Source organism: Streptomyces sp. NPDC058955, from assembly GCF_042741435.1.
In the GTDB taxonomy this organism is placed as follows: domain Bacteria; phylum Actinomycetota; class Actinomycetes; order Streptomycetales; family Streptomycetaceae; genus Streptomyces.
This window is the reverse complement of sequence record NZ_JBHYKM010000039.1, coordinates 31,589-44,989: the sequence shown is the minus strand read 5'-3', so window position 1 is coordinate 44,989 and position 13,401 is coordinate 31,589. Positions and strand designations below refer to the sequence as shown.

The window sequence follows — 13,401 nt, the reverse complement described above, 5'->3', positions numbered from 1 at the left end:
CCTCGCGCGTGGGGGGCGCTTTTTTCTCTTGGGTGTGGGGCGCGCCTTGTGTTTCGCGCTGGTGGGGCCCGCGCGGGGGGGGGGGGGCGCCCCCCCCCCCCCCCCCCCTCTTCCGCGCTTGGCACGCCGTGGTGCGGATGCCGACACACGCGATGCGTCCACTTGGCGCATGGCGGGCGCGCCTCGACCCGGCCCGATGTCGAGTGCCGACCGGCCGAGAACGAGGATTGCATGGGTGGTAGCGATGTCCCTTCGTGCACCACGGCCCCGATGCCGGTGTACCGGCGCGGGGCCTCGGTGCTTCGCTCCTCCCCACTCGTGACGAAGCGAGGAGCACAGACGATGGACTTCACGGGAAGGCGGCACTCAGATGAGAGAAGGACCGTGCTCCTGGCTACGCTGAGCGGGTTCTGTGCCGGGGTGTCCGGGGCGGTCGTCAGCGTCGAACGGGCGCCGGCATCGCACGGGGCGCCAATGTGCCCGAGGGGCCGTGGCCGTCCTCTCGGCCCCCGGCGTAGCGCCGGGCGCCCACGAGGCCGCCGCGCACCGCGGGCTGCGGGGCGTGGATGCCACGTGTCCTCCGGTTTCGAAGGTTCACCGTGAGGCCCGGGCATTCGTGTCCATCGGCTACGACATCCTGCTGATCGGCGAGCCGGGTCACGACGAGGTGGTGGGGCTCTGGGAATCGCCCACGAGAGGATTCAGGTCGTGTCGGGACCGAACGCCCCGGGTCTGTCGAAATGGCAGACCTGGGGCGGGTGGTGTGACTCGCACAGACCACGCCAGCCGTGGACGGGACGACCCGCGTGGCCGACCTCCTGCGTCGGTGGTTCCCCCACATCATGGGTCGGCCGAGCGAAGAAACCTGCTGATCGGCGCAGAACTGGCAGGTGGGATGCACGAAACCTCGCGGAGGACGCCGATCTCTTCATCGTCGCCGGGCACTGAACTCACACAACTCCCGCCAGCTCGTCGACGTCTCCATGGCTCATGGCACCCCCGCTCACCTCGTGGACAGCGGACGGGACGTACAGGTGGACCGGTTGGCGGATGTCACCGTCGTCCGAGTCACGGCGGGTGCCTCGGTCTCTCGGCGTTCCATCCACGGGTGCTCGCGATCCTGGCCTAGTTCGGTCTCGGAGACGTACGCACGGTCGAGGCCGCCCGGGGGCACAGGCGTTCAGCCCCGCCGCGCACGTTGGATCAGACGACAGCCGAGCGTGTGGACGACCGAAAATCGATCCAGTCGACGTCATGAGCGAACCCCTGCTGACCTCAGGCATCCTGGAGCCCCTCCGGAGGCCAAGACCGGATGGACTCGTGCGCGCGGGTTCCGGACGTCCAACGACACATCGTCGGAATGTCAGCGGACTCATACGAGACGCCTTCGATGTGGATGCAGACTACCTCGCCGGGCGCCGCATACCTCCCCGCCTTCTCGCTGCCGCGGCGGGGCCGGACGTCACCGCCGGTCTTCTCCGCACCGCGCACGCGCTGGCGCTCGATCTGAGAGGCGGAAACGCCGTACGCCGACGGTGCTGCCCTGGCAGGATCTCGTCCTCACCGCGGACGTCGACCCGGCGGCGAGCTGGGAGCTGGGCAGCGCGGAGTCCGTCCTCCGCCCGGGCGGCCGTGTGGCCTGGGTGGGCAGCGGCACTCCAGGACTCGTCGGTGCGCTCCGGAAGTGGTTCGGTGACTGGCGTCCCGTGAAGGAACCCATACCAGGGGAGGTCCGCACAGATCGAGGACGTGACCGAAGGGGCAGTGAAACGCCGGACTCGTGGCCCATGCGACGGGTGGTGTCTACCGTCGAGGTGTCTTCGCACCACAGAGAGAGGCTCCGTTCACATGTCGCGCCTTCGCACCCTTCGAAAGACGTTTCTCACTGGACTTGCCGCGGCTGTCTCGGCCGTGGCCCTCACCTTGGCGGCCCCCAGCACGTCTTCGGCCGCGAGCACCGTCCCGTACCAGTTCACGCTGTGCGCGTACGGCAACTACCGGGTGTACGCCGAACTCCCGCAGCAGGCGAACTTCGCCACGACGATCGTGTACCCGGGGAACTGCACGACCATCGCCTTGCGTTCCGGCAGCACCTACGCCAAGGTGCGTGGGTACTTCAACACCAGCAGTTCGACGTTCTATGTCGGCACGTCGTACTTCGCCGCCTCCAAGGGATCCCTCACCTACGCCCTGGGCACCACGGCGAATGGCGGTGAGGGCGCTTACCTCTGGTACAGCGTCTGAGGCGCCCGTGAGCGATGCGCTGGCGCGTGGCGCTGACCGCCCTCCGAGGCGGCCAGCGTCCTGCCGCGTCCAGGACGACGCGGCAGGACGTCGGTACCTGGTGCGCCGCACCGGCTGGCCCCAGCCGTCGTCAAGGTCTCAAGCCCGATCAGGCCCCTGCCGAAGAGGCGATAGTGGACCAGGTCGATGCTGCGCCGGTGCTCGCACACGGTGTGGAGGTCGTGGCGCGTATAGTCGTCGGCCACACAGATCAACCGAGGCCACGACAACACCTGAGCCGCGGCAGTCGCCCCGAGGCGCTCACGGACCAGGTGCTCGAACTGGACCCGATGACCGACGAGCCAGCTCAAGTGGAACAGCCCCTGATTGATCACGCCCATCCGTGCCGCGCTTGTACTCGATCACGACAGGAGCCCCCGTTCGCATCGAGTCCCAACGAGTTTATCCGGCCGGCGTGAGCCGGCCCCGTGCCGTACTCGGACGCCAGGGAAGGGACCCCCAACAGCGCCTCCACGTTCGCCTCGACTAGACGCTGCACGTCCACCTCAGCCCAACGTAAAGCACTGCACACATATTTCCCCGCAAGGCTGCGATCACGGGTCGCGCCCAAACACCGTCGGCCGCGGTCAACACAGCCAGAACTCCACGGGGACCCGCATCGGAAAGCCGCCCTCCAGCCGAATATCCTTCTGGCTGAAGGGCGGCTCTCCGCTGCTGACGGCGGACCACTTTTGCGCGTCGTGCGGCGTCCGGACGTGCGCTACACAAGGTCACTCAGTATGCCCTTGACGGTACCTCTAATGGGTAACGCCCCGTGCCGGCATAACCCGCCGCAAAGCCACTTCCTGGGGAGAATCTGGGGAGTGCCGACGGCCCTGGGGAGCGCGTGGGGAGAATCGACCGCGTGATGCGGCACGCCGCTGAAAGACGCTGAAAGACTCATACGTACAGGTCAGGAGCGGCTTCACCCGCGTCAGCACAGGTCAGCGCCAACCCCCGGACAACTTCATGACGAAGTCCTCCAGGCCCCCGCCGACGAATGGCAGGACGCCAACACCGGCTGTGCCAACACAGCCGAGAAGCCCTCCGTAGCCTTCCGCGCGTCCCGGTCCGATCGATCCCCCCGACTTTTCTCCGTCGATTTCAGGAGCCAGCTCCGCGAGGCGTATCACGCTGCTTCCCAGAGACCGGCATCCAGAATACGGGCGGCCTTGGTGATGCTCCCCGGCATCAGGTGTCGGTACGTGCGGTACGTCTCCTCGATGGACTTGTGCCCCATCCACTCCGCCACGTCAGTGATGGGGATGCCGTTGCCGAGGGCGTTCGAGGCGAAGTAGTGCCGGAAGCCGTACATCCCCACCCCCTCCTCCGGCGGCAGGTCCGCGAAGAGCTTCTTCACCCGGCGTCGCTCCATGCCTTCGGTGAAGTAGCCGCCCGGGCCGCGCAGCAGGTAGCCGTCCTTCGTGGTGCCGTGCTTGGCCGCGTACCGCTCGATCACCTCCCGCACCGACCGCGGCAGGGGTACCTCCCGGAACTCCCCCGTCTTGCGGTGCTTCAGCTTTGCCGGCCTCAGCGTGTTGGAGTGGATCTGCTCTCGCACCCGGTAGACGTCCTGCGCCACGACGTTGTTGACGTTCACCGCCCGCGCCTCACCGTTGCGCAGACCGCATCCCGCCATCATGACGATCTCCAGCGCGAGGTCCTCGTCGGCGACCGTCAGCGCTTTCGTCACGTAGGCGAGAGAGGGGATGGCAACCTGCTCGCGCACATACTCCGGTTCCTGGACCCCCTTCACCGGGTCGTCCGCCATGGCTCCCTTGGCATACGCATCCCGAAGGATGGTCTTCAGGACCCGGAAGATGTTCACCTGGTTTCCCCGGCCGACTCCGTCGTTCTCCATCTCGTCCAGGAAGCGTTCGATCACCATCGGGGTGACCGAGTTCAGCTTCCGCGCTCCCAGGCGGGGGACGATGTGCACGTTGATCGAGCTGTCGACGTGCTCGCCGGTGGAGTAGTCCGTCATCCGGCGCTGCCGGGGCCGCCACTGCTTGGCGTACTCCTCGACCGTCAGCTGGCCCAGTTCACGGCGGGCCGCCGCCACGGACGGAGCCGTGGTCTTCTTTTCCGCATACAGCTGAGTGAGGCGTTCGATCGCGTCGTCCTGCGTGTCGTATCCGGACTCCTCGCGCTGCTTGCCGAGCGCGTCGCGGAAACGGATCGAGTAGGGGTGGGGGCAGCGGGTGGGCTTGGCGCAGCCGCAGTCCTTGAAGAAGGAGCCCATGCCGCGGGCGAGCTGTCGGGCCATGTCGCGAACCATCCGATCCAGCCCAAGAATCATGCTCAGGCGCCTGCTGCGGGTCGAAGGTCAGCAAGTGCGGACACCATGCGGACGCATGCTGACCGTTTGCTGACCTGAGGGGGGCACATGATGCCCCTGACCTGCGGCAACGCCAAATAGTCAGATCTTGGACTTGAACAGAGTACGCAGCACTTGGGACTCCTCGAAGACGGCTCCCTGCCTGCTTTGTGCAGGTCAAGGGCGGTCTCGACTGTACACCGGGACGTGTCGAACGATGTTTGTGAGGAACATCGCTCCGGTCGGGCTGGACGGCTTCCCACCTGGGCTTTCCCTTAGCACCGGCGCCAGTTGAGGCGATCGCCCCGGAACGCACGGGGACTCATGCTGACCCGATGCTGACTTGCCTGATGGCCCATCAGGCATGTGGCAGGTCCGTCCGCGCACACGGACAACGTGCGCCTACGCACCACCGACCTGCCACATCAGCCCGTCGCCGGTCGACCGCTCCGGAAGTCGGCTCGCTGCCCGCCTCCGGCCCGAGGCCGCGCGGAACCGCACCACCAGGCACGTCACCGCCACCACCGCCGACGGCGCGGCTGTCCAGCCGTCGCCGGCCATCGGGACGCCGAAACGCATCACGGAGACGAGTCCGAGATCAGCCTGACGGCCATGGCGGTTCCTTCTTCATGACCGTCGCCGCTCTGAGGGCAAACAGTAGACCCGGGGATGACGTGTCAGCGCGCGCTCGTTCTGACGCCCGTACTTCGCCGTCGTACGCAACCCGCGGGGTCCGAGACCGGCCCGCCGCCGACTGCGGGCCGGTCGCTCGTGGGGGGCACGCGGATCGGACTGCTCAGCGCCGACAGACACCTCCTCCCGAGGCGGTCACGGTGCCGTCGTCGCCGCGTCGGCCGGAATGACCGCCGTTCCTCGCGCCCGAGTGGCCACGATGGGCTCCGCCAGCACCTCGGCCCGGCCGCTGTCGTCGACGGCTCGGCAGATGATCCGCAGCTCGAAGTCGACGGTCCGGCTCCGCCTCCCCTTCGCCGCCAGGCGTGCTTCCGCCTCGACGACGTCGCCGCCGCGAACCGGTGCGAGGAACTCGACCGACGCGTATCCGGCGAACAGGCTCTCGTGGCCGTCGAGGGTGATCGCCAGGTGCGTTCCGGCGTCTCCGAACAGCTTCAGACCGAAGGCCCCGTCGACCAGGTTCCCCGCGTAATGCGCCTCGGAGTACGCGACGTAGCGCTGGTGTACGACCTTCACGCGATCTCCTCGTGGATACGGCCGAGGCGGCGGGCTACGGTCTCGCCGTCCAACGCGATGCCCGGGTAGCCGCGCTTGGCGAGTTCGGTACACATGCGGCGGTACTTGCCGACCCCGCCCACGTAGCCGAGGAAGGTCGTCGGCTTGCCGGTCACGTTCGAGCCCCGGTACCAGGAGTCGGTGGTGGCGTAGAGGGTCTGGGCGACCGTTCCCTCGGTGATCTTCACCCAGTCGTCCTGGGCTTCGGCCGTCGGCTCGATGACCTCGGCACCGCCGGCCTTCGCGTGGCCGATCAGATCGGTGATCCAGTCCACGGCCTGCTCGATCGTGACGACGACGTTGCTCGCGAGCGCGGGGCTCTGCGGTCCCGCGATCATGAAGAAGTTGGGGAACCCGGCGGTCATGACGCCCAGGTAGGTCCGGACTCCGTCGCTCCACGCGTCCTGCAGTCGGCCGGTCTCAGGGGTGGAGACGCCGAGCGCGTACAGCGGGCCGGTGAAGGCGTCGAATCCGATCGCCAGGACGATGGCGTCGACCTCGTGGGAGCCGGCGTGCGTGACGATGCTGTCGCTCGTCATGGTTTCGATGGGCTCGTCACGAAGGGAGACCACCGAGACGTTGGGGCGGTTGAAGGTCTCGTAGTAGTCGGTGCCGAAGCAGCTGCGCTTGGCGCCGAGCGGGTGGAAGCGGGGTTCGAGAAGCTCGGCGGTCTTCGGGTCGCGGACGATCTGGCGGATCTTCTCGCGGACGAACTCGGCCGCGGTCTCGTTGGCCCTCGCGTCGGTCAGGAGGTCGGAGAACTCGCCGCCGACGCCGTTGAATCCGCTGCGCTGGTAGGCCCGTTCGTAGCGCTCGCGCCGTTCCTCGTCGGAGACGTCGAACGCGGCGGCGTCCGGAATGCGGTCGGGAATGCCGCCGAGCGAGTGGCGGCACTCCTCGCGGATCGCCGCGTAGTTGCTCTTGATCTCGTCGACGTACTCCGCCGACAGCGGGGTATTCCGGGCGGGGAACACGTAGTTGGGGGTGCGCTGGAACACGGTGAGGTGCTTGGCCACCTCGGCGATGAGCGGAATGCACTGGACGGCGGACGACCCGGTGCCGATCACGGCGACGCGCTTGCCCGCCAGATCGCTCAGCGGAATGTTCCACCGGCTCGTCGAGACCGTGGTCCCGGTGAAGTTCTCCAGGCCCGGCACGTCGAAGTCCTTGGGCGCCGAAAGGCCGCCCGAGGCGGCGAGCAGGTGGCGGCCCCGCCGGGTCTCGCCGGAGTCGAGGGTCACCTCCCAGAGCCGCGCTTCCGGGAGCCAGGTCGCGGAGGTCACCCGGGTGCCGAAGGTGAAGTGCCGGCGCAGGTCGAAGCGGTCGGCGACGTGCTGGATGTAGCTCAGGATCTCGGCCTGGGGAGCGAAGCGCTCGCTCCACGTCCACTCCTGCAGCAGCTCCTGACTGAACGAGTAGGAGTAGTAGACGCTCTCGACGTCGCAGCGCGCGCCGGGGTACGTGTTCCAGAACCAGGTGCCGCCGACGTCGGGCGCGGCTTCGAATCCGGCGAAGGTCCAGCCCTTCTCGGCGGCCTTGTACGCCGTGTACAGGCCGGAGAACCCGGCGCCGACGCAGAGGAGGTCGACGACGGGGGCGGTGGATGGAGCGGTCTCGGTCATGCGTGTGCCTTCGGTTAGTCGAAATGCGGCTGGCATCCGGCCGTCAGGGCCTCGCCCTGGGCGGGGGTCCACACCCCCTCGATGCATCGACGTGCACGTTCTAGTCATTTGACTTAGTCAGATGACCAGGTGAATGTAGCCAGGGGTCCCCTTGCCGTCAATAGTCGAATGACGATCGGGTTCCTGTCCGCCGCCCGCGCTCAGGCGTCCGCCATGCCGCGCAGATGGCGCGCCACCTGCGCAACCGCCTCGTCCGTCTTGGCGAACACGCCCACTTCCGTGAAGAAGCCGTGGAACACGCCCGCATAGCGGGTCAGGGTCACCTCGACGCCGTCGCGCCGCAGCCTCTCGGCGTACGCCTCGGCGTCGTCGCGCAGCGGATCGACCTCGGCGGTGAGGACGAGCGCCGGGGGGAGGTCCCGCAACGACGCGGCGCGCATCGGGGCCGCGTAGTGGTCGACATCCCCGGTGCGATCCGGGCCGATGTACTGCTCCCAACACCAGCGGGCATCCTTACTGGTCAGCAAGGGCGCGTCGGCGAACTCCGTCCAGGACGGGCTGGCGAACGTGCCGTCGACGGCGGGGTAGACCAGCACCTGCGACACAGCCCGGGCGAGTCCGAGATCGCGGAGCTTGAGGCACAGCGCGGCAGCGAGACCGCCTCCCGCCGAATCACCCCCCACGGCGATCGTGTCCGGATCGAGGCCGAGGCCCGGGGCCGACCGTCGCAGCCAGGCGAACGCGTCGAAGCAGTCGTCCAGCGCCGCGGGATAGGGATTCTCCGGCGCGAGTCGGTACTCCAGCGAGAACACCGCCCAGCCCGATCGGGCGGCGATCGCGCGGCAGACCTCGTCCACCCCGTCGAGGGTTCCCAGGACGAAGCCGCCACCGTGCAGATAGACCAGCGTCGGCCGTGGGCCGGCGCCCGGGGGCGGACCGTCCGGGTGGTACAGGCGTGCGCCGATCCCGCCGGAACGGGTGGCGACGGTCAGGGATTCGACCTGGTCGAGAGGGGTGAGCGTCCTTTCGGGCGGGGGTGTCGCCAGGGTTTTCCGCGCCACTTCGGCGCCCAGTTCACGTACGGGTTTCCTGAGGGTCTCGGCGATGAATCGCGCTACCGACCGCGCATCGGGGTCCAGCCGCTCCCAGTACGGGGGCTTCGCTTCATTCACTGTGTGGCCTCTCCGAAGTCATTGACAGGTCGCGACCTGTACCCCACCATCCTAGTCACCTGATCTAGTCAATTGACCATGACGATCACGGTCCATCCGAGATCCGAAGCAGCCGATGAACGGCGCATGTGATCTCCCGAAGTCGAAAGGACCGACGGATGACCGAAACCACGACGGCTCCCGCGGCGCCCGGCGCACCAGCGGCAACCGAGGTCGACGTAAGGATCGAGGACGACGCGACTCCTCTCGTCCGGCTGATCGGCCGCACCCTGCGTGACTCCGCCCGTGCGGGGCACGCGCTCCCGGTGCTGCGTAGGCCGGCCGCGACGGTGGCGATCCGGTCCCATGACACGCCCCAGGCGGCGACGATCACCTTCGGCGACGGCGTCGCGGTCTCCAGCGGAGTCCTCGTCGAACCCGATGTCACGATCACCGTCGACCTGAACGCCCGGTTCGCCCCCGTCTCCGCCCCCTCGGGCGACGCCGAGCTCGCCGCGGACGCGCTGCTCGCGCTGTCGCCGCCGGTGCCGGACTGGCGGACGGCGGCCGCGCACTTCTGGAGTGCCGCGCGCTCCGTGCCGGGAATTCCGGACGTGCTCATCGCGGTCACCGAGGGCCCCGACGGCCTGGAGCAGGCCGTGCTCGGCGAGGGCGCGACGCACTACCTGATCGCCGGAGCCCCCGAGGCGCTCGCCGGCGTGTTCTCCGGAGCCGACGACCTGCTCGCCGTGCTCTCCACGGGTGCGCTCGGCATCCAAGGCACCATGTCCCAGCTGTCGGTCATGGTCGGCGCTTCCTGGAAGGTTCGTTTCGATGTCTGAACTCACCCTGCCCGCCCACGGCGTCGACCGCAGCGAGGAGGCCGTTCGGGCCGTTCGACTGGAGGCGACGAACCACGAGGGCTCGTTCCTCGGCAAGACGCTGACCCCGAAGAAGTTCGCCTCCGGCATGGACTCGGGTTTCGCCTTCGCCGATCTCCTCTTCGGGCTCGACCTCGGCAACGCGCCGGTCCTCGGGTTCGTCTTCCCCGACTGGCGCGGGCACCTGAACGACGTCTACTTCCGTCCCGACATGTCGACGCTGGTCGAGTGGGAGCCGGGGCGCCAGGCCGTCATCGGCGACTACTGGCTGAAGGACGGCACGCCGGTCCCGATCTGTCCGCGCAATCTGACGAAGAAGATGACCTCGCGGCTCGCCTCGCTCGGCTTCACCGCGACCGTCGCCGTCGAGATCGAGGCGACCGTCTTCGAGGAGTCCGTCCACGAGGCCCGCTCACGGGGATACCAGGGCCTGACACCGCTCGGAGGAAACGCGGGGACGGGCTACCACCTGGCGAAGTCGAAGGACTGGACCGGCTACATGGACGCCGTCGCCCAGCGGCTCGACGCGGTCGGCATCGAGTGGGAGGCATGGAGCGACGAGGACGCCGCCGGACAGATCGAGATCAATCTGGCTCCCGCCGACCCGCTCGCGGTCGGTGACGCCTGGGCACGGACCCGCCAGATCATGCGCGAGGTCGCGTTCGACCTCGGCCGCACGGTCACCTTCATGGCCCGGCCCACCGCGGGCTACGGGCAGGCCTCGCACATCAACCTGTCCCTCCAGCGCGACGGCGTCAACGCGTTCTACGCGCAGGAGGGGCCGTCGGAGACGATGCGCCACGCCGTCGGCGGCCTGCTCGCGACGATCGAGGGCAACACCTCGATCGTGCTCCCGCAGATCACCTCGTACCGACGCCTGGTGGACCTCAGCGGCCCGCCGGTCACCGCCACCTGGGGCATCAGCAACAAGACCACCGCGATCCGGGCGGTGTGCGGCCACCCGTCGTACTCCCGCCTGGAGTACCGGGTCCCCGGCGCCGACGCCAACCTGTACCTCGCGCTCGCCGGTGTGCTGGCCGGTGTGATCGCGGGTCTGGAGCGCGAGATCGAACCGCCGGAGCCGGTCGCGGAGATGGCCTGGTGCATGCCGCCCGGGGAGATCACCCGGCTGCCGGACACCATCACGAAGGCCGCCGCCGCCCTCGAAGCGGACCCGATCCTGCGCGACCTCCTCGGCTCCGAGTTCGTCGACTACTGGATCGGTTCGCGCTGGTGGGAGTGGATGCAGTTCCACACCGCGGGCGGCGATCCGTCCGCCGAGCTCTCCGCGTGGGAGTCCGCCCGCTACTTCGAGCTGCCGTGAGCGCCGCGGGCGAGGGGTCGGTCGCGGTACGGCCGCTGATCGGCATCACCGGCCGGCGGATCCGGCTGGACCTCATCAAGGGAGCGGACCGGCGGTACGGCGATCGCTGTGCCGACAGCTACATGGCCGACTACGCGATCCGGATCGCGCGGGCCGGCGGCCTCCCCGTGCACCTCTCGTACGAGACGGACGCGGAGGCGGTCTGCCACTGGCTGGCCGGCGTGGTCGTCACCGGAGGGCAGGATCTGCACCCGGCGTGCTGGGGAGGGGACACCTCCGTGGTGCGCGACGTCGACCCCCGCACGGACCCGATGGTCCACGACGCGGAGCGGGACGCGTACGAGCTGGTGCTCGTGCGCGCCGCGCTCGACCGCGGGATCCCGGTGCTCGCCGTGTGCCGGGGCATGCAGGTCCTCAACGTCGCGCTCGGCGGCACGCTCGTCGCCGATCTTCCGCCCGGTGAGGTGCGGCACCTGTCGCAGGAGGCCGCTCTCACCGACGGCACGGACAATCACCTCGTGACCTTCGAGGCCGGCTCGATCGTGGCGGGACTCTTCGGAGCGCGGGCCGTCACCAACTCGTGGCACCACCAGGCCGTCGACCGCTGTGGCACGGGGCTCCTCGTCACGGGCCGGACGGCCGACGGAGTGGTCGAGGCGGTGGAGCTTCCGGACGCACCGGTGCTGGGAGTCCAGTGGCACCCCGAATGGATGGAGAGCGACGATCCGACGATGACGTGGATCGTCGAGGAAGCTCTCAAACGCCTGTGAGGGGCCGGCCCGAGTGCGCGCCGACGGATGACGCACTCGGGTCCGGGCGGGGCACGGCGCGGACAGCGCTCAGGCGAGCTTCACGGCCAGCCACGCGTCGAACACGTCGACGACGGTCTGCGCCTGCTGCGCGGCCCGGGAACGGTCGCCGTACGTCAACCAGTTCACGACGAACCCATCGGAAAGGGTGCCGATGACATAGCCGATCTCGTCGATCGTCTCGGGCGGGACGTTCTGTCCGGCGGCCGCTCTCGCGAGGATCGATCGCACCACGTTGAACGCCTCGTTGTAGACGGTCACCGCCGGATGCTCTTCCTGGCGCTGCGCCCAGCTGATCAGCTCGAAGCTCGCGGACGCGAATTCCGGGTCGGACTCCAGATACCAGTCGAGGACGCCCCGGAGCATCGCACGCGCGGTCACGACCAGGTCGCCGTGCACGTCGTTCTCGATCAGAACCTCGCGGTACCGCTCCGTCAGCCTCTCGAAGACGGCCGTGAACAGCAGCTCCTTGGTCTGGAAGCAGTAGTGGAGGGTCGCAAGCGGAGCGTTCGCCTGTTCGGCGATCCGGCGGGTCGTGGCACCGTCGACGCCGCGGCTCGCGATCACCCGGATGGCGGCGTTCACCAGCTCGTCCCGCCGCTCGGCCGCCGGTACGCGTGCCACATCTACCCCCTGGTGAAGTTGGACGATTGATCAAGTCAGCGTCCAGGTTACCAGGCGGTATGTCCATATCGACCCGCACGCCGCCCTTCCGCAAAATAGTTGGTCATATGACTTGATCGTACGACCGTAATCAAGAAGCATGGCTCCCACCCCTCGCGAAAACCCCGTGCGGCCATCAGCCCACACGACGAGGGCTCGCCGGCAGCCATCTGCGCCCGGCGAGCGGCGGCGGACCGCTCGCCACGTTCTGACTCGTTCGAATCGCCCGGCCCGGGCCCCGTGGGACGACACCCCGGCTCGCAGCCTTCGGCGGAGATCCGGATACCGAAGAGACCTCAAGGAACCGAGGAAAATGGCACTCAGAGAACTGCTTTTCCTGCTCGCCGACGTCTGGATGATCGCTGTCGGATTCACCTTCGGGTGGAAGTTCATCCGGAACTACGGGAACTATCTTCTCGGCCTCGAATGGATCATCGTCGCCACCTCCGGGTCGAACTTCTTCGTCTACGCGGCCGTGGGGTCCACCGAGGAAAGCCCGATGTACACCCTGGCCTTCTTCTTCGATCAGTTCTCACGGTCGGTCGGCATCACGCTGATTCTCGTCCTGGGCCTGATGCGCGTGACGCACCGGTACAAGCCGTCCGTGGGGACGGACGTCGGGGTGTTCGCGTTCGCCACCGCGGTCGGCCTCGCTCTGCTGCTCTTCGGCGAGCGGCTCGGCACGGGGGTCGCGATCTTCCTGATCGCCGTCAACGTCCTGACCACCCTGTTCCTGATCTATTTCTCGAAGCGCCTCTGGGCGATCGGCGCGAAGGGGTGGGCCGTCGGCGCGGCGCTGGCGACCGCCGCCGGCTGCGTCATCGCGTGGACGTACGACTTCGTCCACATTCCGGGCGACGACGAGGCCCACACCCTCTTCTACATCGGCGCGCTGAGCACCTGGGGCTTCCAGATGTTCACCTACTACTTCGCCTACCGCGCCCTGCACCGCCACAACGAGTCAGTCGGTGCCGAACCGGACCTGCGCGAGCCGAGCCGAGCCGACGCCTGACCATCCGCGTTCAAGGCGGCGAAACGACGGACGACGTCCCATGCAGAGAAAGCAGCCGTGGTCGTGAAAGAAACACCTCAGCGGGAGGAAG

At 68.3% G+C, this 13,401-nt stretch carries 11 protein-coding genes and 2 pseudogenes; 7 read left to right on the top strand and 6 right to left on the bottom strand.

The features are described from left to right. Positions 1-412 precede the first annotated feature (412 nt). From ACFW1I_RS17475 to ACFW1I_RS17465, 3 genes and pseudogenes are all read left to right on the top strand, one after another. Positions 413-673 (top strand): annotated as a pseudogene (locus ACFW1I_RS17475) (hypothetical protein); the annotation flags it as partial. A gap of 217 nt (positions 674-890) precedes the next feature. Next, positions 891-1,097: pseudogene (locus tag ACFW1I_RS17470) on the top strand (hypothetical protein); the annotation flags it as partial. 814 nt (positions 1,098-1,911) lie between these two features. After that, the gene (locus tag ACFW1I_RS17465; protein WP_384670559.1) at positions 1,912-2,244 is read left to right on the top strand and encodes a hypothetical protein; all 333 of its coding nucleotides are present in this window, start codon (positions 1,912-1,914) and stop codon (positions 2,242-2,244) included. 1,168 nt (positions 2,245-3,412) lie between these two features. Here ACFW1I_RS17465 and ACFW1I_RS17460 read toward each other — a convergent pair. The 5 genes from ACFW1I_RS17460 to ACFW1I_RS17440 all read right to left on the bottom strand — a co-directional run bounded on the left by ACFW1I_RS17460 (position 3,413) and on the right by ACFW1I_RS17440 (position 8,642). Then, positions 3,413-4,549, bottom strand: coding sequence for a tyrosine-type recombinase/integrase (locus ACFW1I_RS17460; RefSeq protein ID WP_384670557.1), 1,137 nt, complete (start codon positions 4,547-4,549; stop codon positions 3,413-3,415). A 453-nt stretch (positions 4,550-5,002) separates the two neighbouring features. Continuing rightward, on the bottom strand, positions 5,003-5,179 hold the full coding sequence (locus ACFW1I_RS17455; protein WP_384670556.1) for a hypothetical protein: 177 nt from the start codon (positions 5,177-5,179) through the stop codon (positions 5,003-5,005). A gap of 249 nt (positions 5,180-5,428) precedes the next feature. Then, positions 5,429-5,809, bottom strand: coding sequence for a hotdog domain-containing protein (locus ACFW1I_RS17450; RefSeq protein WP_384670554.1), 381 nt, complete (start codon positions 5,807-5,809; stop codon positions 5,429-5,431). Beyond that, a complete protein-coding gene (locus ACFW1I_RS17445) occupies positions 5,806-7,470 on the bottom strand; it encodes a flavin-containing monooxygenase (protein ID WP_384670553.1) in 1,665 nt (554 codons plus the stop codon). Before ACFW1I_RS17445 ends, ACFW1I_RS17450 begins: the two co-directional genes overlap by 4 nt. A 200-nt stretch (positions 7,471-7,670) precedes the next feature. Further along, a complete protein-coding gene (locus tag ACFW1I_RS17440) occupies positions 7,671-8,642 on the bottom strand; it encodes an alpha/beta hydrolase (protein ID WP_384670552.1) in 972 nt (323 codons plus the stop codon). 158 nt (positions 8,643-8,800) lie between these two features. Here ACFW1I_RS17440 and ACFW1I_RS17435 point away from each other — a divergent pair, with 158 nt between their 5' ends. Genes ACFW1I_RS17435 through ACFW1I_RS17425 form a run of 3 tightly spaced genes read left to right on the top strand, consistent with a single transcriptional unit; the run spans position 8,801 to position 11,596 of the window. Beyond that, complete coding sequence (locus tag ACFW1I_RS17435) at positions 8,801-9,463, top strand: hypothetical protein (protein WP_384670551.1); 663 nt, start codon at positions 8,801-8,803, stop codon at positions 9,461-9,463. Then, a complete protein-coding gene (locus ACFW1I_RS17430) occupies positions 9,456-10,826 on the top strand; it encodes a glutamine synthetase family protein (protein WP_384670549.1) in 1,371 nt (456 codons plus the stop codon). The genes ACFW1I_RS17435 and ACFW1I_RS17430 overlap by 8 nt, the downstream gene beginning before the upstream one ends. Next, a complete protein-coding gene (locus tag ACFW1I_RS17425) occupies positions 10,823-11,596 on the top strand; it encodes a gamma-glutamyl-gamma-aminobutyrate hydrolase family protein (RefSeq protein WP_384670547.1) in 774 nt (257 codons plus the stop codon). The genes ACFW1I_RS17430 and ACFW1I_RS17425 overlap by 4 nt, the downstream gene beginning before the upstream one ends. A 69-nt stretch (positions 11,597-11,665) precedes the next feature. Here ACFW1I_RS17425 and ACFW1I_RS17420 read toward each other — a convergent pair whose 3' ends face one another. After that, positions 11,666-12,259 carry a TetR/AcrR family transcriptional regulator gene (locus tag ACFW1I_RS17420; RefSeq protein ID WP_079042178.1) on the bottom strand — a complete coding sequence of 198 codons (594 nt, stop codon included), beginning with the start codon at positions 12,257-12,259 and terminating at the stop codon, positions 11,666-11,668. 352 nt (positions 12,260-12,611) lie between these two features. Here ACFW1I_RS17420 and ACFW1I_RS17415 point away from each other — a divergent pair, with 352 nt between their 5' ends. Continuing rightward, positions 12,612-13,310 (top strand): transporter, encoded by a 699-nt coding sequence (locus ACFW1I_RS17415; RefSeq protein WP_384670545.1) that lies wholly within the window; start codon positions 12,612-12,614, stop codon positions 13,308-13,310. Positions 13,311-13,401 lie beyond the last annotated feature (91 nt).